Raw genomic sequence first — 24,121 nt, forward strand, 5'->3', positions numbered from 1 at the left:
ATGATCCCTGCTGTCAGAAAAGCATATAACCAACAATTCACACCTGCGCAATACCAGGCTTTTTTAGATGGCATTGCCGCAGATACCGGCATGGTACCCGCTTTCAGAATAGCCGAAACCCCGGTGTTTGTGCCTGCTGCCCTTAGCAGTAAACTGGTACAGGCCTGCGAAGAGATTGTGGATGTGCTGCTTCGCCCCGATTTTAAAACCATTACCCGCGATGCCATTCCACCAGCGCTGAAAGTACCGCATGAAAATGAGCACCCGCATTTTATTGTCATCGATTTTGCTGTTTGCAAAACAGATGACGGATCCCTGGCTCCCCAGCTCATTGAATTACAGGGATTCCCTACCATGCTGGCTTTCCAGGAAGTGATGGCCCGTCGTTTTAAAACACATTTCAATATACCGGATACGCTGAGTAATTTTTTCAACGGGCTGGATGAAGCCGCATATTACCAGCTGCTGCGCGATATGATTGTGGGCCCTTATACGCCGGAAGAAGTGATACTGCTGGAAGTAAAGCCGGAAGAGCAGAAAACACGGATCGATTTTCACAGCACGGAAAAAAAACTGGATATTCCCACCGTTTGTTTAACCGCCCTCATACAGGAAGGCAAGCAGCTGTTCTATATGAGAAACGGTGTAAAAACCCGCGTGCAGCGCATTTATAACAGGATCATTTTTGACGACCTGCAACGACAGGCCGAAAGCCTCGGCGCCCATGTAAATCTTTTCCAGGAACTGGATGTGGAATGGATCACGCACCCCAACTGGTTTTACCGGATCAGTAAATACATGATGCCCTTTATTCACAGTGAATATGTGCCTAAAAGCTGGTTCCTGCACCAGTTGCCGGTAGTGCCCGCCGACCTTGAAAATTATGTACTGAAACCGCTCTTTTCCTTTGCAGGCCAGGGAGTACTGATAGATGTGACAGCGGAAGATATTGACCGGATCAAGGATCCGGAGAACTGGATATTGCAACGCAAAGTAAAATATGCACCTGCTATAGAAACACCAACCGGCTCCGCTATCTGCGAAATACGCATGATCTATATCTGGCAGGATGGGGCCGCAAGACCAATGCTGGTGCATAACCTGGCGCGGATCAGCAAAGGTAAAATGATAGGCGTGGGATTCAACAGCCAGGATACCTGGGTAGGCGGCAGCTGTTGCTTTTTTGAATCCGGCGATGCAAAATAAAAAGAGGAAAGCAGTATCACTTTCCTCTTAAAAAGAATTACTCAAATTCCTCAATCAACGGGCCGGTACTGTATTCACTCCGTTTTCCCACTCCTATAGCCAGTTCCTGGTTTTCGCTGTTTTTAACGATCAGGAAAGGCTGGCCATATTTCTGTTTACCGGCAAAAATCACGGCAACATCTATACAGGAATACACGTCTTCATTGCTCAGTGTTATTTCCTTATTATTATCCAGGATATTTTCCGTTTTTCTGTTTTCTTTCCGGAGATGTAATTTTCTTCCTACATACTGTTGTTTCAGCCATTCGTAGTTGCCGTTGATAATCACTGGTGTATTCGGAAGATTGTCTTCCGGCACCTGGTACAGCAACAGCTTCCGGTCTTCATCACGCAATGTAAAGATCAGTGTGGTAACCCCCTCCAGGTTTCTCCGGTCGTAGTCTACAATGCGGAATGTTTTGTTTTCTATTGCTTTATAGGGCGTATAAAAATGGCCGCCTTTGAGCACACTCTTATATGGCACCTCCACTACGGCTTTCATTTTAAGATTATCCAGCAGGGTATCTTCTTTGTTTCGCACAGCACGCTGCGGATTAAGTTTCAGGAAAGTGATCTCTTGTCCTACCAGCGTTAGCTGGGCTATATCCGGTGTAAGATGCTGAAAGGCAATACTGCTGTCGTAAGGAACTAAAACCGGCTTCTTCTGCGTATCCCTGTATTTAATCTGGGCGGAAGCACCGAAGCTTACTGCCATTCCCAAACACAGGGCTAAATGTTTCAATTTCATATCACTAAAATATTGGCAAAGATATATTGTTTCATTGCTGCACCTGACACAGCAATTTGTTAAAAAAGATAACGGAGAGTTTGCAAATACATTGCGTAGTACACTTTTATCTTTGATATAAATATTTACTTTTATGTAAATATGTCAACTTAATACCTATCTTATGTTTAGTAACCTGGCCATAGATGTGGCGCTTGGCCTTATTTTCATTTACCTGCTATACAGTTTGCTGGCCTCCGTTGTACAGGAGCTGATTGCCAGGATCTTCAATTCCAGGGCGCGGTTGTTAACCAAGGGCTTACGCCGGATGCTGGAAGAGGATGATCACAGTACAGACCTGGGCTGGTTTGGAAAGTTTACCTTCTTCAATTGGTTTTATGAGCTGGGATGGAGCGTGGTGTACTTCTTCGAGCCATTCCGGAAAAATCCTTTCCTTAAAAAGTTCTACAGCATGCCTTCCATCCGCAGCCTTGGGGAAAACAGCGCTACTTCGCGGCCGGCCTATATCAGTCCGCAGATCTTTTCCCAAACGATGGTACACCTGTTACGGGGCAGCGTTCCTGAACATAAAGGCAGTGATGCACAGGCCATTAAAGCGGCGCTCACTCACAATTACCTGCACCTGGTACCGGATACGCACGAACACCTGTTGCAGCTGTTTGAAGACGCAGGGCACAATATAGCGGCCTTCCGGGTAAATATGGAAAGCTGGTTCAACGAAACCATGACACGTACCAGCGGCTGGTACCGGAAACAGACCCAAACATGGTTGTTGTGCATCGGTATCAGCATTGCAGCGCTGTTTAACGTGGATTCCATTGCTATAGCCCGGATCCTGATGAAAGACAAAAACGTAAGATCACAGCTGGTACAGCTTGCCGCCAGTCGGGGCCCGGGTTATACCGCTATCACGGATACGCTTATACGTAAAAATGTGCTGCATAAAGACAGCGCCTTTTTCCGGGCAGATACCTCCATCCGCATATTTGTGACCGATACCTCGCTGATTGGTGTATATGCCATGCTACGCAACGATGCCGGCGATGCGGCGAACGTACTGGGCGTCAGCCGGGCCTGCATACCCGATACCAGCGGCGGGCGCCTCACGGTACGCTGTGGTTATACGCATCCTTTCCAGCAAAATGGCTGGCTCGTTTTTGCCGGCTGGTGCATTACCGCGCTCGCCATATCGTTGGGCGCTCCTTTCTGGTTCGACCTGCTGGGTAAGGTCATAAAATTCAGGACCACCACTCCGCCCCCTGCGGATAACACTGCCACCACACAGTAAAGAAGATGTTGTAGATTTGTGTATCTCCTCATCTCTCTAAAAAACAACTATGAAACGCACCAATTATTCCTCCGGGGCGCTTTGGGAAGGGAAAGTAGGCTACTCCCGTGCCGTAAGGGTAGGCAATATCATTGAAGTATCCGGCACCGTAGCATCCGATAATGATAAAGTAGTAGCCGAAGGTGACGCCTATGAACAAACGAAATTTGCCCTGGCAAAAATAGAATCAGCGCTGATCAATGCAGGCGCCACGCTGCATGATGTGGTACGCACCCGTATGTTTGTAACGGATATCTCCAGGTGGGAAGAATATGGAAGGGCGCACGGGGAATTCTTTAAGAGTATTAAACCCGCTACCAGCATGGTAGAGGTGAGTAAACTGATTGATCCCCGTTACCTCGTGGAAATAGAAGCCACTGCTATCGTGGAACAGAAAGCCTAGCGGGAAGATCTTCTGCGCCTGGTTAACAGGGCGCAGAAGTAGTGATAATATTATTTATACAGCTCTGTCCATTTCAGCATACCGCCCACCAGGTTTTTGGTGTTGGTAAAGCCCATGGAATCGAGCAGCATACAAGCCTGCCCGCTGCGGTTACCGCTGCGGCAATACACGATGATCTCTTTATCTTTCCAGTCTTCAATTTCATCTACCTGCATCTGCTGCACAAAGCCCAAAGGAATATGTGTACCACCGATGTTGAATTCTGCACGCTCATGTGGTTCTCTTACGTCTAATATATAAAGTTCTTCACCGCTGTCTATACGTTGTTTCAGTTCTTCTGCCGTAATGTTTTGCATGTTATTAAGTATTTAGAATCAAATTACATCATTTTCAACTATTCCTGCTCAACAGGTTTTACGATAGCGGTACTGTCGGTTACCGGTTTGGTGGCAGATAACCAGAAATCCACGCTTTCACCGGCCCTTACCATATTAAAATCGCCGATTTCGTTTTTACGGGCGGGTACCTGCTTAATGATATAGGCGTTTGCCGTGTCTGTTACGTTGGGGTCAATGATCACCGTACCCTGGTTGAGGTTACTGGCGCTGAGCATTTCCCGGGCTTCGGCAAAGGTGAGCCCTACAAAATTAGGCACCGGGTTTTCCACGCTGCCGGTTCCGCTGCTCAGGATCAGGGTAATATTGCTACCCTCTGCTACTTCCGTGCCTGGCTTCACTTTCCTGCCATTCAGCAGCTGCTGTAATACCGTGTTGGTGGCAAAATCCGGTTTGTAAATAGTATCTCCCACGTTGAGCCGCATGCTTTTCAGCATCATTTCCGCGCTGCGGAAGGTAAGTCCTTCGAGGTCCGGCATTTTCACCATAGGCGCCACAGTTTTATTGACGGTCAGGTAAATGGTTCTGCCAACTTTTACCTGCGCTCCTTTATCAGGTGTTTGCGCATACACGGCCAGGGGAGGAATGGAATCAATATAAATGGAATCCCTTACATCAGCCTCAAAACCGGCTTTCTCCAGCAATGCAATAGCCTCCTTTATATTTTTCCCATGTACATCCGGCACGGTTTGCTGCTGTCCATGTTTGGTGATAAAACCGAGCATAGAGAAAAACAGCAGGGCCAGGGCAAAAAACATTACAATAACCGCCAACAGATTGAATAAAAAAGAGCGTTTGGTAATAAAGTCGAACACGATAATTATATTAAGTGTGATAATCCTTACTTCAGGCTTTCTTCCAAAAGCAGGCCATAAAATTCCTTCAGTGTTTTCCCGGCAGCTCTTACCTGCTGCGGAACCAGGCTGTTCTCAGACTGCCCGGGCATTGTATTTATTTCCAGGAAGTACAGTTTCCCGGTAGCTTCTTCATAGATAAAATCCACGCGTACAATGCCTTTGCAATTCAGTTTATTGTAAATAATGGTGGCGGTTTCCTGTACCTGGCGGGCAATATCGTCTGTTACCGGTGCAGGGGTGATTTCGTTGGACACGCCTGGCGTATATTTCGCTTCGTAGTCGAAAAACTCTTTGCTGCTCACTACTTCTGTGATCGGCAACACCGTAATGGCGCCATTGGCCCGGTACAGCCCCATCGTCAGCTCTCGGCCTTTGATGAACTCCTCTATAAGAATCTGGGAGTCTTCATTAAACGCTTTATCAATAGCCGGCTGCAGCTCCTCCGCAGTTTTCACCTTTGACATGCCGATGCTGCTGCCTCCTTCTGCGGGCTTCACGAACACGGGTAAACGCAGTTGCTGCAGTATTTCTGCCGTATTATATGGCTGCTGGCGGAAAATATGTACTGATCTGGATACATTCACCACCTTCAGTGCATCTACCACTTTATTGCAATAGCTTTTATTAAAGGTGAGCGCGGAAGTGACCATACCGCAGCTGGTAAAAGGAATACCAAGCATTTCGAAGTAGCCCTGCAAGCGGCCGTCTTCTCCCGGTGTACCGTGAATACCGATAAATACGGCATCAAAGGTGATCTTTTCCCCGTTGATGGTCAGGGAGAAATCATTTTTATCCACTTCAGTCACCTGCCCGTCGGCGCCGGTATGGCTCCAGCTGCTTTTTGTGATAATGATCTTGTATACATTATATTCACTGCTGTCCAGATTATTCTCAATAGTTACGGCGCTTTGTACGGATATCACATACTCTCCGGAATATCCACCGGCTACCAGAGCTATATTCTTCTTCATAAGATGTTTTGCTATAAGCGGGTAAAGTTAAAGGTTATTTGTTAATTGTCAAGAGCCGCCACGCAGGCCGGCAGTGGCTGTTCAAATTACATAAAAAAACCGTCCCGGCCAGAGCAGGAACGGTTATTAAGCTTCCTTGAGAATATTTTAGATGTGGAGTTTGGCCTTCTTGTCCATCAGCTCATCTACAGTTTCCTGGTACATTTCGTCAGGAACACAGCAATCTACCGGGCAAACCGCGGCACATTGCGGTTCTTCATGAAATCCCTGGCATTCTGTACATTTGTTGGGCACAATATAGTAGGTATCTACACTGATAGGCGCATTTCGCTGGTCAGCATCCATTACACTACCGTCCATCAATGTATAGGCGCCTTTTACCGTGGTACCGTCGGCTATTGCCCATTCAACACCACCCTCGTATATCGCATTGTTGGGGCATTCCGGTTCGCAGGCGCCACAGTTTATACATTCGTCTGTTATCTTAATTGCCATAGTGTAAACTTTTTGGTTAAGTAGTAAGCCATTAATTTTGTGTGACAAAAATAAAATTTTCCCGGTTTAATTAGGTCATTATTTATACAGTTTCATGAACATAACAGAAAAAGAAGCCGCATTGGTGCGCCTGGGGCAGTATCTGGCGGATAAAAGCCCGGAATTGGAAGCAGTTAAAGAACGCGCATATGTTGCCAACGGCTGGTTTATTCCCTCCTTTATAGACAATGCAATAGATAATATTACCCGCTATTTCCTGTCGCCTGAGCCGTTGCAGCAATGGCTGCAGGACTATCACAAGGTAACAGAAGAACGGGCGCCCAAAACTGTGGGCATCGTTTCCGCGGGAAATATCCCCCTGGTAGGCTTCCACGACTGGCTTTGCGGGTTTGTTAGCGGGCACCGGGTGAAAATGAAACTTTCCGGTAAAGATGAGATCCTGATGAAGCACATCCTGGAAAAGATCAGTGAATGGTACCCGGACCAGGCCAATCAGACGGAAATACACGACATGTTGAAAAATTGCGATGCCTATATTGCCACTGGCAGCAATAACTCTGCCCGGTATTTCCACTATTATTTTGCCAAATACCCTCATATCATCCGGCATAACCGCACCTCGGCCGCTATCCTTACCGGTAAAGAATCAACGGAAGAGCTGCTGGCGCTGGCAGACGATATTATGATGTACTTCGGCCTGGGTTGCAGGAATGTGACCAAGATATATGTACCGCTGAACTACGACTTTACGCCCCTGCTCAAAGCCCTGGAGAAATACAGTTACCTGATTGAGCATCACAAATACAAGAACAATTACGATTACAACCTGGCCCTGCTCCTGCTCAACAGCAGCGCCTATATGACCAACGGCAGTATCCTGCTGCAGGAAAACACCGGCCTCTTTTCCCCGATCAGCGTTTTACACTACAGCTATTATGTAGATATGGCCCAGCTGCAACAGGAACTTTCCGGGGAAGACGCCCTGCAATGCCTGGTAGGACAGCAATTCACGCCCTTCGGTTATGCCCAGCAACCCAACCTCACCGACTACGCTGATGGCGTGGATACACTGAAGTTCCTGCTGGAGCTGTAGTGGCGCCTTCGGCGCCTGCCGCGGAAATTGTCTTGGAACGCTGATTTTGATGATTAGTTTGATTTTACTTTTAATTTTTTGAGTTTTAAGATAGCTAAGGGAGTTATACTCGCTTATATCTCCTTAATTACTTAAAATCCAAAAAATAAAATCAAACTAATCATCAAAATCAGCGTAATCGGTGTTCCAAGACAATTTAAGCGCCGAAGGCGCACTAACAATTTGTCGGAATTACTTGTTATATTGACAGGCAGGCTGCCATGTTTGTCAGTGGGGTATTAAGCCGTGTTTAACGATTGGTATAAAAATGTGTTAAAGTGAATCTCCCCTGTTGCGTTTGATTCATAGTGCGGATTAAATTTGTAGTCAGGGCATGTAAATTGATCATATCCCAGCGTTATCATTAATTATCACGCAAACACACTATAATATGAAATTCAAGCAAATTGTTACGACTGTTTTCCTCAGTGCTGTAACGGCAGCTGCCTCCATATTTGTGTATGGCAAATATTTCCAGCCGAAGCAGCCGATTGTTTTCCAGAACGGTACCGAAATCCCTGTTAACTACGCCCGTTATATGCCGGGCACAGAAGGGAATGCAAATGCTACCCCACCATCCGATTTTACGACCGCGGCAAAGGCAGCTGTGCCCGGTGTAGTACATATCAAAACAAAGATCAACGCCAGGCAGGTAACCAATGGCAATAACCTGCAAAGAAGACGCAGTATCCTGCAGGATCTTTTTGGAGATGATTTTTTTGGAGATGAATTTAACGGCGGCGGAGATGGCCGCAGATATTACATTCCGGGCCAGATGGCTTCCGGTTCGGGCGTACTGATCTCTGCAGACGGGTACATTGTAACCAACAACCACGTAATTGCCGATGCAGATGAGATCAGCGTTTCCCTCAGCAATGAAAACAAAGTATTCAAAGCTAAACTGATAGGTACAGACCCCAGCACAGACCTGGCCGTTATTAAAATTGACGCCAAAGATCTTCCTTACCTGTTGTATGGTAACTCCGATAACGTGGAAATAGGACAATGGGTACTGGCCGTGGGTTATCCGCTTAACCTGGACGCAACTGTAACTGCAGGTATTGTGAGCGCCAAATCCCGCTCTATAGGTATCAACAGGAGCGGCGGCCGGGTGAACAGCGCTATCGAATCCTTTATACAAACCGATGCTGCTGTGAACCAGGGTAACAGTGGCGGCGCGCTGGTGAACACTGCCGGTGAACTGGTAGGTATCAACTCTGCCATTGCCTCTCCCACCGGGTCTTATGCGGGTTACTCCTATGCAATCCCGGTAAACCTCATCAAAAAAGTAGTAAATGATATCCTCAAATACGGTAACGTTCAAAGGGCTTACCTGGGTGTAAGATATGCGCCTTCTTCCCTCATCGCCAATATGAGCGATGAACAGCTGAAAGATGCAGGTATTAAAAGAGATGTAGACGGCGTACAGGTAACCGACGTGTTGCCCAACAGCTCCGCTGCTGCCGCAGGCCTCCGTACTGGTGATGTGATCACCGCAGTGAACGGCGTAAAAATCCCCAGCACTTCCCAGCTGAGCGAACAGGTAGCACGTTACAAACCTGGCGATAAGATCAGCTTAAGCTTCCTTCGCAACGGTAAGGAAATTACCATAAACAACGTGGTAATGAAGAACCTGAAAGGTAACACAGACCTGGTAAAGATCACTGCGCTGGACCGTTTGGGTGCAGATCTCTCTGAGCTCGACAAAGACCAGGCAGCCCGTTTGGGTGTGAATGGCGGTGTGGTGGTAAATGATATCGGCAACGGTATCCTGAAAAAACAAACCTCCATGGCCCCCGGCTTTGTGATCCTGAAAGCAGGCAATACACAGATCACCTCTGTGGATGACCTCAGCAATGCAGTGGAAAAACAAAAGAACCTCAAGCTGATAGGTTTCTATCCTGAAAGAGGCGGAAATATCTATTACTATAATATTGTTACAGGCGCCGGCGCCGAAAACCTTTGATCCCCTTATTAAATAATTGGGTTTAGGTCTTAAAAGAGAAAGTCCCGTTTCCGGTAAGCCGGAGCGGGACTTTTTCCTTTAAGTCGTACATGCGCTGCCTGGAGAAGCGGGTCATGCAATCAGTCATTTTATGAAAACCTGTTAGAAAAGTAGTCTAAGCATACGATAAGTTAGAGGGGCATTCCGTAAACGGGATAATCGGCTTAGCCAACGCATAAAAAAGCCGGTTGAGCGATGTCTCACCGGCTTTAATAATTAAAATAATTTAATAATATTATAAGTTGATCACCCCTTTCAGCTGGGTAAAGAACTCATCTTTTTTGCGGGAAGAGATGGGAATATTCTTCTGATCGCTCATTACTACGGCAGTTCCCAGCCCTTTAATGATCTTCACAATGTGATGAATATTAATGAGGAAAGATTTATGCACCCGGTAAAATCCTTTATCAGACAGCATTTCCTCATATTCCTTCAACGACTTGGAGATCAGGTGGGATACATTATTGATCAGCTGAATTTTGGTATAGCTGTCGAATGCCTCACAATAGATAATATCCTTCAGATCGATCACGTTATACCCGTCATTCACCGGTATAACGATCTTGGAGAAGGCGTTATCATTATTCTTTACATAATCTTTCAGTATGGACGCCAGTTCATTCAGCCGTCCTTTCTTACTCTTCTTCACTTTCTCCAATGCATCTTCCACTTCGCTTACCTTGATTGGTTTCAACAGGTAGTCGAGTGCAGCAAACTTAATTGCCTGCAATGCATATTCCTGGAAAGCGGTGATAAAAATAACCTCAAAGTTCAGCACCGGAAACATTTCCAATAGCTGGAATCCATTGTGTGGCGGCATCTCAATATCAAGAAACAGAACATCAATGGGGTTATTCTTTATCATTTCTGCCGCCTCATTGATATTTTGCGCTTCACCGACAACTGTCACATCTTTGCAGTAGTTCTCGAGTATATTGCGTAAAATATGAATGTTGCGGACTTCATCGTCTACAATGGCAGCTTTTATATTACTCATAACATCTTAACAATGGGAATCAGTATTTCAACTAAGGTACCTTCCTTATTGCCGAAACCAGATTTAAATTTATCAATTATTTCTAACTTTCCAACACTTCCATTAAAAGATTTTATAATCTGCAACCGCTCCTTAATCACGCTAAGTGCAGTAGACTCGTGTTTAATGAGTCTTGAACTTTTAATGTTGTTCGACTTATCCCAACCTATTCCGTCGTCATCTACCGAGCAGTACAGCAGGTCGTCCACCATTTCCAGGCGGATTTCCAGGTAACCGCTTATATTCTTTGGCGCAAGGCCATGTTTAATTGCATTTTCCACTATCGGCTGAATGATCATGGGTGGGATGTAGATAGTATACTCCTTCAAAGCATCCTCCATAATAAAGTGATAGGTAAAGGAATGAGCAAACCGGATCTTTTCCAACTCCAGGTAACGGGTCAGAAAGGCGATTTCCTCTTCCAGTGATATATACGATTTCCTGGAGTTATTGAGCATCTGCCGCATAAGCGTAGCAAAGTCTGCCAGGAAATTCAGTGCCTGTTTCTCTTCTTTTTCCAGTATCAGGTGCTGTACTGAGTTCAGCGAGTTAAAAATAAAATGCGGGTTCATCTGGTTGGTCAGCGCTTTGGCTTCCAGCTCTGCGATGCGCCGGTTATACTCCGTTTTACGTTTTTCCGCCTGTTTGATCCGCCGGACGATATACCGCAAACCTACCAGCACGAGTAATAAGCCGGCCAACAGCAGGATGCCCCTCGCCCACCATTGCTGGTACCACCTGGGCAGGATACTTACGTTTATAATTGCTGGTTTGGACCAGTCGCTTTTGTACTTTTTAGCCCTGAGCATCAGGGTGTAGTTGCCCGGTTGCAGGTCGGGGAACGGGATGATGTTAGACATGGTGGTGACCCATCCGCTGGTGGTATCTCCCGAAAAATTATACTGGTATTCCACCAGCTCCGGCAGGTCAAAGACGATGGTGCCGAATTCCGCTTCAAAAGAGGCTTTACGTTGATAAAGATGCACAAAATTATTGGACGCCAGGAAAGTGCTGTCGCCATACCGGATGTTATTCAGGTAAATCACCGGCGGCACAGTATCCACCGGGATATGATCTGCATTAAAATAACACAACCCGTTGGAAGTGGCAATATACAGTATATCCTTATCAGCGTATACTCCGCGGATGTCGTCGGAGGGCAGGCCATCGCTGGAAGTGATATTACGTGTGATCGTCTGCGTTTTTATGTCGATCACAGACACACCGCGGTTAGTAGCCACATACAACCGGCCAATGCCGTCGTAATAAAGCTGCTGGCAGATATCGCTGGCGAGATCGTTGACGGTAGACAGGTGTTTGATCACCCTGTTGTTCTGCATCACGTAAATTCCCTGGTCGCTGGTACCTATCCACAAGGAGCCATCCAGCCATTTCAGATCCTTGATACCGACCTTTTGCAGGGTATCCACAGCAGCGGGCTGCAGTAGCCGCTCCCTGTCTGTACAAAAGAACAGGCCGCTGTTGGTGCCTACGTAATAAGCAGAGTCGTTGATACTGGCCAGCGAGGTAACCAGCATATCGAGGTCGTTGATAGCATAATTATCGGGCACCACCACCTGGTTCTTTGCAGCGATCCTTATTTTACCACCGGGTGATACATCCACATCTTTCAGCATTTTTACAGCCGTGATGAGAGATGATTTACGGGACAGCGTGTTGAATTTGTACAAACCGTTATCCGTTCCAATCAGCACATTATCGTTGCTATATGGGGTAATGGAAAGCACGCTGTTACGGCCGGAAGTAGTATCCAGCGTATATTGGCGGATATTGTTATGGGCATCTATGGTATTGAGCACACCTGCGTTCTGCCCGATAAGCAGCAGGTTATTCTTTTTGTCTTTGCTGATACTGAAGATAGAATGGGAATAAAGCCCGTTGGTATTATCGAGATAACTGAAATAAAAATTTTTGTAGGGGATATTATATACGCCATCGCCAAAAGTGGTGATCCAGATATTACCGTCCCTGTCTTTCAGCAGCGAGGTAATAAAGTGGTTATCCAGCAGGCGGATCACATTTCTTTCTCCTTTAAAATAGCCTTTGAGAAAATAGAGCGCACGCTGGGTACCGATCCACAGGTTATCGCTATCAATGCATATGTGGCTGATATCATCCCTGATCCCCCATTCTTCTCCATTGAAAAAACGTACAGCATCTTTCCCTTTGTAGGAATACAGGGTGTTCCGGATGATCACGATCGGGCTTTCATTGATGCGGGCCTGGAAATTGGTATCTTCTAACGGGAACGGGGATACGGGATAGATCTGTTGCTGCGGGTTACCGGGATCCGTCAGGCTTTCGAGATGAAAGGAAGCCTGCAGCGGGTGAAAGATGCTGTCATTACGCATCAGGAAGTACAGGTCAGCCCCGGAGGCGCCCAGTTTATCGTAAATTGTTTTTCTGCCGTTGTATTGAACAATCCGGTTGTTGGTATTGAGGAACCAGATGTAGCCGCCTTTGCCTTCAAAAGCGTACTGCATGTAGTGGCTACGGCTGTTGAAGATGAGGGAGGAGTCGTTTTCTTCGCTATGGATCATCGACTTCTGATAAAAGGAAGGCTTTCCGTTGAGGGTGAAAAACCACACTCTTCCTTTGGAGTCGGCGGCGAGTTTCACCACTTCATTATCTGTAAGACCGTCTTTTTTGGCGTAGTTGCGGAACCGTTTACCGTCGAACTTACTAACGCCGGTGGGAGTTGCAAACCATATGAATCCGTCTTTATCCTGCACAGCAGCATAAACAGTAGCGTTGGCCAGCCCGTCCTTCACATTATAGTTACGGATCATCAGGCCCTGGGCCAGGGATGTTGTAACAGTGCAAAGGAAGACCGCCCCCCATAACATTATGAAACGGTTCAAGGGCATCGAATCATTTTAACGGTTTAATTGTGGGAAACACAGTTATTAAGTATTACGGATGGCGGATCATTACGGGAATTTCCATAAAAATCCGTTACCCGTAATACTTAATGTGATACTTCTTTCCTAGTACGCTCTTGCAAACAGCACTCTTTCCCTGGAAGGTTTACCGGTTAGTATGCATGTACCGGCTTCCTGCGGATTATTGAGCGGGATGCAGCGTATTGTCGCTTTTGTGCGTTCTTTGATCTGTTCTTCCGTTTCGGCGGTACCGTCCCAGTGGGCAGATACAAAACCGCCTTTTTCGTCCAGCACTTTTTCAAATTCTTCAAAGGTATCTACACGGGTAATATGACTATCGCGGTAAGCTTTTGCCTTATTGAAAAGATTAAGTTGTATTTCTTCGAGCAACGCGGCGATACGGGCTGGTAAACCATCGAGCGACAGGCTCATTTTCTCCCTGGTATCGCGGCGGGTTACTTCCGCCACATTATTCTCCAGGTCTCTCGCGCCAATGGCTATACGAACCGGAACGCCTTTCATTTCGTACTCCGCAAATTTCCAGCCAGGACGGTTGTTGTCAGAATCATCGTATTTCACGCTGATCCCGGCGTTTCTCAGTTCCTTTACAATAACGTTTACCCTTTCATCCAATCCTGCTTTCTGGTCGGGCCCTTTATAAATAGGTACGATCACCACCTGGATTGGGGCAATTTTTGGCGGCATCACCAGGCCTTCATCATCGCTGTGCACCATGATGAGCGCGCCGATGAGACGGGTAGACACTCCCCAGGAAGTAGCCCAAACGTGTTCCAGTTTATTTTCCCTGTTGGAGAATTGTACGTCAAATGCTTTGGCAAAGTTTTGTCCCAGGAAGTGGGAAGTACCGGCCTGCAGGGCTTTACCGTCCTGCATCATAGCTTCCACGCAATAGGTTTCCACGGCGCCGGCAAATCTTTCGCTGGGCGATTTCAGTCCGCGCACCACGGGCACGGCCATATAATTTTCCGCGAAATCCGCGTAGATGTTCAGCATCTGTTCTGTTTCCGCAATAGCTTCTTCTGCAGTGGCATGCGCGGTATGCCCTTCCTGCCAGAGAAATTCGGTAGTACGCAGGAACAGGCGGGTACGCATTTCCCAGCGCACCACGTTTGCCCACTGGTTGATCAGGAGGGGTAAATCGCGGTAAGACTGGATCCAGTCTTTATATGTATTCCAGATAATCGTTTCAGAGGTGGGGCGAACAATGAGCTCTTCTGCCAGTTTGGCTTCCGGATCCACGATAACGCCGCCGCCATCAGGATCGTTTTTGAGGCGGTAGTGGGTTACCACGGCGCATTCTTTCGCAAAGCCTTCTACGTGGGCGGCTTCCTTACTTAAAAAGCTCTTAGGGATGAACAGGGGGAAATAAGCATTCTGGTGGCCGGTTTCCTTGAACTTGCGGTCCAGCACATCGCGCATGGCCTCCCACAAAGCAAATCCATATGGTTTTATCACCATACATCCTTTCACAGCAGAATAATCTGCCAGTCCGCCTTTCAATACCAGGTCGTTATACCATTTGGAATAGTCTTCCGAGCGGGCCGTAATCTCTTTACTCATAAAAATTATACCTTATTTATATATCTTTTGTTTTAAGCTATTTCCGGTTAAATTTGTCGAGACAAAATTAAATCCGGCGGCCGGTTGCCAAAGGCCGGATTGGCTTAGTTTTTGTCCAATTTACATTATGAAGAAATTCCACAAACATAGATGAAAAACATAACGTTGCAAACACTTATCATAAAATAATATAACGTAGCCTGTGTTATTGTAACTTTCTTCCTGTTAAATCCGTTAAAAAGAAGTAAATTTACTATACGAATCACGCTTAAAATATATTTCAAATGAAGCCTATAATATACATTGGACTGGCAGCATCGCTCGCACTGGGAGCGTGTTCCAGTACCTACAAAACGGCTCAGACTCCGGATGATGTATACTATTCTCCGCGTCAGCAGCAGCGTACCTATGCCTCCAGCAATGGCTCCAACGGCAACAGCCGTCAGGATGAAAATGATGCCAACTATGTAGAAGGCACCCAGGATGATGGCGGTACCTATGTAACTTACCAGGACGACGATCAGGGTGATTACCAGCGTCGTTTAAACCGTTTTGGCAGTGGCAGCAACTATTCCGGCGATTACTGGGATGGTTATAATGCAGCTTCCAACCTGTACATGAGCAGTGGCTTTGGACTGGGCTACGGCAGTGGCTGGGGACTTGGCCTGGGTTACGGTTATCCATACAGTGGTTTCTATGGTCCTTCTTTCGGCCTGGGATTAGGCTGGGGAATGGGCGGTTTCTATAGCCCATGGAGCACCGGCTTCTACGGCGGATGGGGTTACCCATATGTAGGCAGCTACTGGCCTTCTTACTACTATCCATATTATGGCGGCGGATATTACGGCCACGGCGGTTACTACGGTGGTGGCGGATATTACGGCCACTATGTGACCCGTCCTTCCAACTCCTACGGATCTGTAAGAGGCGGCAACGAACGCGTTCGCAGAACTCAGTATACCAACAGCGGCGGTACTGGTGGTGGTGGTTATACCCGTCCTTCCCGGACCGGTACTTTCCAACCTGCTAATGGCGGTTCATCCACCAATGAAAGACCACGCCGTGTATTCCAGCAGTCCAGTTCTGAAAGGCCTGTTACAAGACCTACTTACCAGAACAGCAACAATAACGGCGGTAATAACTATTCCCGTCCGCAAAGAGCAGAATACAGCAGACCTGCTCCTACCCCGGCTCCAAGTTATACACCTAGTTCAGGCAGTGGCCGTGTAGGTGGTGGTAACTCCGGCGGCGGAGGTGGTGGTGGCTATAGCCGTCCATCCAGAGGAGGCCGTTGATAATAAAAATCATTAACTAGATAAGCGTAGCCTAAAAACCTACGCTTATTTTTTTATCTCGCACACGTTTTGCCAGTTCAGCACGTTATACTAATCGCAGCATACGTTAGCGACCGTTAATTAACCTGCAGCAAATCTCATTTTAAGAATACAGATTATGATTAAAAGACTTTATCCTCTTTTAGGTGGCTTGTTTATATCTGTGACAGCCCTCGGCCAGAGTTCCAACGATGCATTGCTTTATTCCCCGATGCAGCCTCACGGTACAGCCAGAACACAGGCATTAGGCGGCGCCGGCGTTGGACTCGGAGGAGATTATTCATCCGCTCATATTAACCCGGCAGGTATCGCCATCTTCAAAACCGGTGAATTCCATATTTCGGGTGGCGTAGGCATCTCTCAAAATACCTCTAACTACCTGGGTAATTCCCAGCTTGACAACAAAGGTAACCGCAGCAATTTCCAGTTGCCCTCCATAGGACTGATCATGGCTACCAATAAAAACAACGGCAGCAGCACCTGGAACAATATTACCTTTTCACTGGGTATGGACCGCATCGCCAATTACAACAACGAAATTACCATTGCAGGCCACAATACAAAATCATCCTATTCCGACCGTTTTGTAGATGACATCTTTGATGGCACCTCCGCTACACAGGCGCTTGGCGCTGATCTTGGGTTCAGCACCGGTTTGCTGGCAGATTACCAGCCCACTACCGGCAACAAACAACCCATGACCCTCGCCTCCCCGTCCCGGCAAATAGGCGGGCTTACTGAAGGCATACAGCAAAGAGGTACCCTGAAAACGGAAGGCGGTATGAACGAATATACCTTTGCCATTGGCGGTAACTATGGCGATCGCCTCTATATCGGCGCCAGCCTGAACCTGCCCAGCATTAATTATAAGGAATCGCTTTCCTGGTCAGAAGATGATGCCAGCAGCGATAAAGGCAACAACTTTGGTTACTTCGATTACTACAAGGACCTGAAACGTACCGGTCTTGGTGTTGGCGGTAAAATTGGTATCCTCTATAAAGTGAGCGACCACTTCAGACTGGGCGGTACTTTCGTTACTCCCACCTGGTATTCCCTTCACGACAGCTACAGCTCAGAACTTCACTCAGATATAGAAGATGGAGCGGGTGAAGTAATCTCCAGTTCGTTTGATCAAACACAGGGTTATCCAGTTGAATATGATTATAACTATACTGCGCCTTTACGTGCAGCTGCCGGCGCCTCTTACTTCTTTGGTAACCTGCAGGAACCACAGAGCACACAGGGCTTTATTACTGCCGACTATGAGTTCGTGAATACTCCTTCCGGAAAATTCAGGATGAAAGACGACAGGGCCGGGGAAAAAAGTCTGAACGATAACATCAGCGCTGTTTATAAATCTACTTCCAATATTCGTGTAGGCGCCGAGGTTAAATTTATGGCGATATACGCGGTAAGAGCGGGTTTTGCTTCCTATGGCAATCCATACAGCGATGATGCGTATAATGCAGGCGTAAATGCTTCCCGCAAAGTTTACAGCGGTGGTATTGGCTTCCGTAACAAAGGTCTTTATGTAGATGCTACTTACAGCTATACACAGGGTAAAGACAGGTATCAGCCTTATACCGTGTATGAAGCTGCGCTGAGCCCTGCAGCCGCTACGCTTGATTATACAAGAAGCAATATTTTGCTTACAGTTGGGTTTAAATTCTAACTTCAAGAAAATTATCCTGTTAAAAATTTTTATATCCCGGAACTGTCAAAGGTTTCGGGATATTTTATTGTGATGATATTCACTGATATTTTCTATATGTAAGAAGAAAGCTTTACTCTTTCAAAGTTTATATATAATTTTATCCCGTCAACATATTGCATGTTTTTTTATACTCCCAAAATTTGACAGAGTATATATTACGGAACCCATTTTGAAAACCATGTTTTGCGTATCATGAGATTCCTGCTGTATTAGTCAACCCATTTTAACCCAATACCAGCACAGATTTCACTATTATTTTATTCTTCACAATAAATTCTATATGAAAAAAGCCCTCACAACTTTTAGTGCCCTTGTATTATCTGTATTGCTAACCAGTATGGCCAAGGTTGGCAGCGACAAGTACAATAATAAGAATCCACCACCACCGCCCCAATTAACGCCTGTGCCATGCAAACTAACACTAGCTTTCTTCAATTACAGTGAAAGGAGCTGTTTACTTCCTACAAATTCCGGCGATCCAACAAAAGTTGATGGGGCACCTGCTTTAGCTGGAAGTATTAACACTACTTATTTTTGTAAAGTGACTGTTGAGCCCAATACACCTGTAAACAATTACTCTCCTTCAGACTATACTACAATCTGGAAAAAGAAAGGAGATTTTCTGATGATTAAAGTTCCAAAAGAAGTAAGCTCTAAACTGACAGTCGATTTTTACGAAGATTGTAACGTTTGTACTGCTGGCAGGCAAGGCAGACCATATTTTCGTTACACCACCACTCTACATAAAGGACAGCCAGCTGAGGAAGCTTATCTTCAATATGTATTAAATACGACATGCCGGTAAACGTAATTATCACCACTTTAATTAACTCTTAGATGAAAACTCCCTATTTATATATAACAATCCTGTTAGTGCTATTTGGATGCAGTAAAAAAGAACAGAAGAAAGGTGATCAGCTAGATAAAATAGACGCCAAAAAGGCGGCTGCATTATTAGACATAACTGCTGGTAATGATATAATGGCTTTCTATTCCTTTATTGAAACTCCGGTGAATGGTATTTTTGGTTTAAAACACTACCAGACACTCACCCCTGCAACTCCTGCAAGAACTGTATTTGATCGGCTTCAGTTCGGGGGAGCATTCTACGATGCTAATAATAATATTATTCCAGGTGGAAATGTCACTTTTGGTAAAGCCCTCTTTTACCCTGACCCAAACAATGGATTCTTTTACAGCTTTAAGTCTTATGCTCCATCCAGTGCAGCTGGACCCAGAGATCATGTTAATAGTTTTATTTCTGTGCAAGGCACCACTCAGACAATAGCAGTCGATCCTGTTTACAGCCCTACATCAAGAAGTGCGGCAAGCTCCATTAACACACCGAGTATCAGTACGGGATCAATGTATATACCCAAAAGACTTGACCTGGGAATCGGGCAGATGCGGACGGCTCCATATAGAAATGATACCTACTATACAATGGATTGTTATACACAAGAGCAAAGAGGTAGTTATGATTTATACTGGAATGCCGACCCAATGAATGATAAGGGAGTAGTTATTATACTTGAATTTGACGATGCCTTACAAGGAGTTCTTGATACAGCTCTTATCACTGCTCCAGTATCAGATCGGAAACAATACAATGCGCTTCGTGTACCGGATAATGGTCATTATACATTATCGTTTGAGGATATTAAAAAAGTATTTCCACAAGCATTCCGCAGAGCTACAATATCAGTAACCATAGGCCGTGCTAACTACTCCTTTGTTAGTAGTCCAAGTGGACTCGAAAAGTATGCTATATATGCAGCTACAGCATCAGAAATGATGTTGGTTATTAACACAATTAGGCCGCGTCCATAAGTACACGCTACATTACAAAAATCAATTCTACAGGCTGCTTATAAAAAGCAGCCTGTAGCTATTAGACAAACATCCAGTAGAACATAATGATTTCAATAAATGCCTCTTTTTTTGTTTTATATAACCAATATAAAAAGTTTAAGCAGTATCAATTATTCTTTGCTCATTGGCTATTTTTCATCGTATTGACATACGCCTCCTGGTATACCCACCCCTTATTCTCACTTTTCTCTTTCGTCCCATATCTTGGAATATTATGTAGTGAAAAAAGAAACGTCGGATATTATCTCCGTTTGTATGCATTCAATTTAACATGGAATGTTATTGTTACATATTGGTTGTGTGAAGTTCGCCTTTACAAAGGTCTAGGAGCATTATTGATTAATTCATTACTTTTTTTAATACCGGTAATTTGTTGGCATTTTTCAGTGAAGTATGCAAAACTTAAATATGGCTCAACCCTTGTTTTATTAATTCTTTGGATTTTATTTGAATATTTCCATCATATATGGGATTTTTCGTGGACCTGGCTAACTATTGGTAATGTGTTCGGAGCTAATCCACATTGGGTTTCCTGGTATGCTTATTTGGGAGTCTTGGGAGGGTCAGCATGGATATTACTTTGTAATTATTCGATCTATATCACTATTAAGCGAGGTGGTACTATAACAAATCTGTGTAAATGCTGTTTCATAATATTCCTGCCAATATTGACTTCCGGAATAATTTCAAAACTACCAGATACAAATAATGTCGTTGAAAGGAAATTTACTTTAGTCGGCACAGCCATTCCTGGTGATGATCCCATTAGCGACATCAATAAACTCAGAATAATAGATACATTGTTACAACAAAATTCTGTTACTACCTCTCACATTACAATTCTCCCCGAAGATCTGATTTCAAATGATACATGGCTAAACAGATTCCCCACTACCGATATATACGCTTTTCTAAAAAAAAGTCTTCACAACTGGCGCACTGATAATATTATTACCGGAACAGTCTTAAATGTTCCTAATCCAGAAGGGCAACATATAGAAAGTAGAATGGGCTTCAATACTGCTTATAGTAAATATAATGCAGCCTTAATGATCGATAAGTCAGACATGATCAATATAAAATTAAAAAAATCTTATGTTCCTCTTGAAGAATATATTCCCGATTACCTGTCTTTTTTAAATGTTGGTTCTTACAAATTTTCCATAAATCCTAATAATAGTGATATCTTTCAAATAAATAATTATGATTATTTTATTTGCATTTGTTATGAGGCCATTAATAGTATTTTCGTAGCTAGCCACTTGAGTGACAATACCCGTGCTATGCTAATGCTATCCAGTGAAAGTTTTTTCGGTGGCGCTGAAACAGGTCGGATCCAATTCAAAAATATTTGTAGACTTCGTTGTATTGAGAATAACCTTCCCTTGCTTAAGTCGTCTAACGATGGAATTCTATTTAATGTCAATAAAGCGGGTGACATAATTGAAGTGAAAAGAGTATTAAGTCCCACTTTTCTTAATACAACTGTTTCACTTTCCACCCCTTCATTTTACCATTTAATAGTTCCATATATTTCGCAATTTCTTCTCTCTATCTTATTTCTCATCTGGTTGTTTAATGTTACAATAAAATTTAAATCTTAGCCAGTACTTACACTAAATATATTACATATAATTACATCCATTATACACATTAAGAATATTATACAAATTAAATAATTTGAAATATGATCTAATTCAATAAAAATTCCAACAACCTCCACTTTACTCTGCCTTCAGGTTCTTCACCGGGTTTTCCAGCGCTGCCCTTACAGCCTGAAAGCTCACTGTAAACAAGGTAATCCCGGCGATAGTAACGCCCACCAGCAGCAATACTCCCGCATTCATCTCAATATGATAAGCAAAACTATGTAACCACCGGTCCATGCAATACCATGCCAGCGGTAAACCAATCAGTACCGCTATCAATACCGACCGCAGGAACTCGCCGGAAAGCATCATCATCACATGCGAGGCCGTAGCGCCCAGCACCTTACGGATGCTGATCTCCTTACGCCGGCTTTCTGCGGTAAAAGCGGCCAGGCCAAAGAGGCCAAGACAGGAGATCAGGATAGCGAGCGCGGTAAAATATTCTGATAAAACGGCTACTCTTTTCTCTGCTGTATATTGCGCCTGGTAATCCTGGTCGAGGAATTTATAATCGAATGTAAACCCGGGGTTGTAATGCTGATAGAAGGCAGCCAGTGCGGCCAGCACTGTTGTTGTTTGCCCGGCTTTTACTTTTACCATTACCGTGCTATTCAGGGAATCCAGCCTGAAAAACAAGGGGCCTATTGTTTCGTGCATAGATTGAAAATGAAAGTTCTTTACCACCCCTGCTATTTCTGTTTTCATGCCGTTAAATTCAATCACCTTGCCCACGGGGTTGTTAATTCCCATAGCTTTTACAGCCGCTTCATTAAAAATGATCCTGGAGTCGTCTGCACCATAATCCCGGGAAAAAGACCTGCCGGCGGCCATTTCTATGCCCAGTGTTTCTATCATATCGTAATTCACGAGGAACGGGCGGCACATAATTGTTTCCACAACGCCCCTGCCCTTCCAGGTGCAGCCTGTGGAAGGCGCTCCTAAAACGTTTCCTACCATGGCAGATGCGTTCACCACGCCCGGTATCCTTTTCAGCTCCGCCAGGAATTCAGGGATATGCTGCGGCACTTTTCCTTCTACATCAAAATATACTACGTTGTCTTTATCGTAACCCGGGTTTTTATGCTGCACATAAGCTATCTGCCGGTATACCGTTATCACTGCTACCATAAACAACACCGAAAGCGTGAACTGGAATACCACCAGCCCTTTGCGGGCCAGCAGCTGCCCGGGTGATCCGGGTACTTTTCCTTTCAGCACCGGCAATGGATTGAAACAGGAAAGGTACAGTGCCGGATAACTGCCAGCCAGGATACCGGTGAGCAACGTCACAGCAATGATGATACCTGTCATCTCTCCATTCAGCGAAAGGGACAATGCCTTGCCTGTGATACGGTTAAATTCCGGCAGCAACAGCGCCACCAGCAGCAATGCCAGCGCCAGGGAGAGCATGGTCATCAGCATAGACTCGCCGAGGTATTGTATTACCAGTGCCAGGCGGTTGGCGCCTATTGTTTTACGGATACCCATTTCCTTCATCCTGCCGGAAGCCTGCGCAGTGGAGAGGTTCACAAAGTTGATGCAGGCAATGATCAGTATAAAAAGTGCGATGAGCGAAAAGAGTGTCACATAGCTGATCCTTCCACCGGCCGCCACACCGTTCTCAAAATTGCCATGCAGGTACAAATCACTGTAGCGCTGCAGGAACACATCGCGCTGCGTGGCGCTTCCCTGGGTGAGGCTGGTCATGAAGCGGCTCAGCTTTGCATTGAATGTGGAGATGTTGGTACCTTCCTTCATTACCAGGAAGGTATTAAACGGGCCTTGCGGATCCAGGGCTGTAATGTTCATGATGTCCCGGAATGCGTCGAAAGGCAGCAGGCAATTGAATTGTGTGGACGTGTTTGCCGGCAGTTCATCCAGCACACCGGATACGGTACTGATCCTTTTGAACTGGTCTAACTGCCAGGTGATGGTTTTCCCTATGACGTTGGTAGAACCGAATAAGGTCCGTGCAAGCGAAGAAGAAATCACGATGCTGTTTTTATCCTGTAATACCTGCTCCCTGTTGCCTTGCAGCAAAGGATACGAAAATACCTGCAGGTATTCCTGGCCCGCGAATATGGTAGTTGACTTGGCGATCTTATTACCTGCGGTGAGTGCAATTTTCGGGAACCATGAAGGTGGAGTAGCTACGGTGGCATTTTCCACTTCAGGCATGTTTGCCTTCAATGTGGCGGCCAGCAATGCCGGTGTTCCGTTGGCGGTGGTGATGCCTTTTTCGTGTGGCTGGTTTTCCATTACCTGAAAAAGGCGGTGGTCATTTTTATGAAAGTGATCGATGCGGAGTTCATCGTATACCCATAGGCAGATCAGCAACGTACAGGCGAGACCGGTAGACAGGCCAATGAGATTGAGGATAGTAAAACGCTTATTCTTCAGCAGATGACGCCAGGCGGTTTTCAGGTAATTTTTGAACATACGCAAAATGTTTCG

19 protein-coding genes are annotated in these 24,121 nt (G+C 45.4%); 10 read left to right on the forward strand and 9 right to left on the reverse strand.

Annotated elements, in window-relative coordinates:
* Positions 1-1,206 carry a hypothetical protein gene (locus FN124_RS01310; RefSeq protein ID WP_142682997.1) on the forward strand — a complete coding sequence of 402 codons (1,206 nt, stop codon included), beginning with the start codon at positions 1-3 and terminating at the stop codon, positions 1,204-1,206.
* Positions 1,207-1,243: 37 nt separating this feature from the next.
* Here the strand turns inward: FN124_RS01310 and FN124_RS01315 are convergent, their stop codons facing one another.
* A complete protein-coding gene (locus FN124_RS01315) occupies positions 1,244-1,993 on the reverse strand; it encodes a hypothetical protein (protein ID WP_142682998.1) in 750 nt (249 codons plus the stop codon).
* A gap of 163 nt (positions 1,994-2,156) precedes the next feature.
* Here FN124_RS01315 and FN124_RS01320 point away from each other — a divergent pair, with 163 nt between their 5' ends.
* Together FN124_RS01320 and FN124_RS01325 are read left to right on the forward strand one after the other, a co-directional pair.
* Positions 2,157-3,281, forward strand: coding sequence for a hypothetical protein (locus FN124_RS01320; RefSeq protein WP_142682999.1), 1,125 nt, complete (start codon positions 2,157-2,159; stop codon positions 3,279-3,281).
* 49 nt (positions 3,282-3,330) lie between these two features.
* On the forward strand, positions 3,331-3,723 hold the full coding sequence (locus FN124_RS01325) for a RidA family protein (protein ID WP_142683000.1): 393 nt from the start codon (positions 3,331-3,333) through the stop codon (positions 3,721-3,723).
* Positions 3,724-3,773: 50 nt separating this feature from the next.
* Here FN124_RS01325 and FN124_RS01330 read toward each other — a convergent pair whose 3' ends face one another.
* From FN124_RS01330 to FN124_RS01345, 4 genes are all read right to left on the reverse strand, one after another.
* On the reverse strand, positions 3,774-4,079 hold the full coding sequence (locus FN124_RS01330; RefSeq protein WP_142683001.1) for a rhodanese-like domain-containing protein: 306 nt from the start codon (positions 4,077-4,079) through the stop codon (positions 3,774-3,776).
* Between the two features lie 38 nt (positions 4,080-4,117).
* A complete protein-coding gene (locus FN124_RS01335) occupies positions 4,118-4,933 on the reverse strand; it encodes a PASTA domain-containing protein (protein ID WP_142683002.1) in 816 nt (271 codons plus the stop codon).
* Positions 4,934-4,959: 26 nt separating this feature from the next.
* Positions 4,960-5,946 (reverse strand): D-alanine--D-alanine ligase, encoded by a 987-nt coding sequence (locus FN124_RS01340; protein WP_142683003.1) that lies wholly within the window; start codon positions 5,944-5,946, stop codon positions 4,960-4,962.
* 147 nt (positions 5,947-6,093) lie between these two features.
* Positions 6,094-6,441, reverse strand: coding sequence for a 4Fe-4S dicluster domain-containing protein (locus FN124_RS01345; RefSeq protein ID WP_142683004.1), 348 nt, complete (start codon positions 6,439-6,441; stop codon positions 6,094-6,096).
* Positions 6,442-6,535: 94 nt separating this feature from the next.
* Here FN124_RS01345 and FN124_RS01350 point away from each other — a divergent pair, with 94 nt between their 5' ends.
* Positions 6,536-7,534, forward strand: a complete 999-nt coding sequence (locus FN124_RS01350; RefSeq protein ID WP_142683005.1) for an acyl-CoA reductase — start codon at positions 6,536-6,538, stop codon at positions 7,532-7,534.
* Between the two features lie 430 nt (positions 7,535-7,964).
* Complete coding sequence (locus FN124_RS01355; protein WP_142683006.1) at positions 7,965-9,539, forward strand: trypsin-like peptidase domain-containing protein; 1,575 nt, start codon at positions 7,965-7,967, stop codon at positions 9,537-9,539.
* A gap of 274 nt (positions 9,540-9,813) precedes the next feature.
* On the opposite strand, the gene FN124_RS01360 is transcribed toward FN124_RS01355, so the two are convergent.
* The 3 genes from FN124_RS01360 to proS all read right to left on the reverse strand — a co-directional run bounded on the left by FN124_RS01360 (position 9,814) and on the right by proS (position 15,098).
* Positions 9,814-10,575: a LytR/AlgR family response regulator transcription factor gene (locus FN124_RS01360; protein ID WP_078672331.1), complete on the reverse strand. Its 762-nt coding sequence runs from the start codon at positions 10,573-10,575 to the stop codon at positions 9,814-9,816.
* Complete coding sequence (locus tag FN124_RS01365) at positions 10,572-13,496, reverse strand: sensor histidine kinase (RefSeq protein WP_185937051.1); 2,925 nt, start codon at positions 13,494-13,496, stop codon at positions 10,572-10,574. The genes FN124_RS01360 and FN124_RS01365 overlap by 4 nt, the downstream gene beginning before the upstream one ends.
* 126 nt (positions 13,497-13,622) lie before the next feature.
* Complete coding sequence (proS, locus tag FN124_RS01370; RefSeq protein WP_142683008.1) at positions 13,623-15,098, reverse strand: proline--tRNA ligase; 1,476 nt, start codon at positions 15,096-15,098, stop codon at positions 13,623-13,625.
* Positions 15,099-15,382: 284 nt separating this feature from the next.
* Between proS and FN124_RS01375 the strand changes: the two genes are divergently transcribed.
* The 5 genes from FN124_RS01375 to FN124_RS31115 all read left to right on the forward strand — a co-directional run bounded on the left by FN124_RS01375 (position 15,383) and on the right by FN124_RS31115 (position 21,622).
* Complete coding sequence (locus FN124_RS01375; protein ID WP_142683009.1) at positions 15,383-16,393, forward strand: hypothetical protein; 1,011 nt, start codon at positions 15,383-15,385, stop codon at positions 16,391-16,393.
* A gap of 157 nt (positions 16,394-16,550) precedes the next feature.
* Positions 16,551-18,104, forward strand: a complete 1,554-nt coding sequence (locus FN124_RS01380; protein WP_142683010.1) for an OmpP1/FadL family transporter — start codon at positions 16,551-16,553, stop codon at positions 18,102-18,104.
* Between the two features lie 322 nt (positions 18,105-18,426).
* Positions 18,427-18,951 carry a hypothetical protein gene (locus FN124_RS01385; RefSeq protein WP_142683011.1) on the forward strand — a complete coding sequence of 175 codons (525 nt, stop codon included), beginning with the start codon at positions 18,427-18,429 and terminating at the stop codon, positions 18,949-18,951.
* A gap of 32 nt (positions 18,952-18,983) precedes the next feature.
* On the forward strand, positions 18,984-19,976 hold the full coding sequence (locus FN124_RS01390; protein ID WP_142683012.1) for a hypothetical protein: 993 nt from the start codon (positions 18,984-18,986) through the stop codon (positions 19,974-19,976).
* Positions 19,977-20,062: 86 nt separating this feature from the next.
* Positions 20,063-21,622, forward strand: a complete 1,560-nt coding sequence (locus FN124_RS31115) for a hypothetical protein (RefSeq protein ID WP_142683013.1) — start codon at positions 20,063-20,065, stop codon at positions 21,620-21,622.
* A gap of 120 nt (positions 21,623-21,742) precedes the next feature.
* On the opposite strand, the gene FN124_RS01400 is transcribed toward FN124_RS31115, so the two are convergent.
* Positions 21,743-24,106, reverse strand: coding sequence for an ABC transporter permease (locus FN124_RS01400; protein WP_142683014.1), 2,364 nt, complete (start codon positions 24,104-24,106; stop codon positions 21,743-21,745).
* Positions 24,107-24,121 lie beyond the last annotated feature (15 nt).

The organism is Chitinophaga polysaccharea, from assembly GCF_902150045.1.
GTDB classification, from domain to species: domain Bacteria; phylum Bacteroidota; class Bacteroidia; order Chitinophagales; family Chitinophagaceae; genus Chitinophaga; species Chitinophaga polysaccharea_A.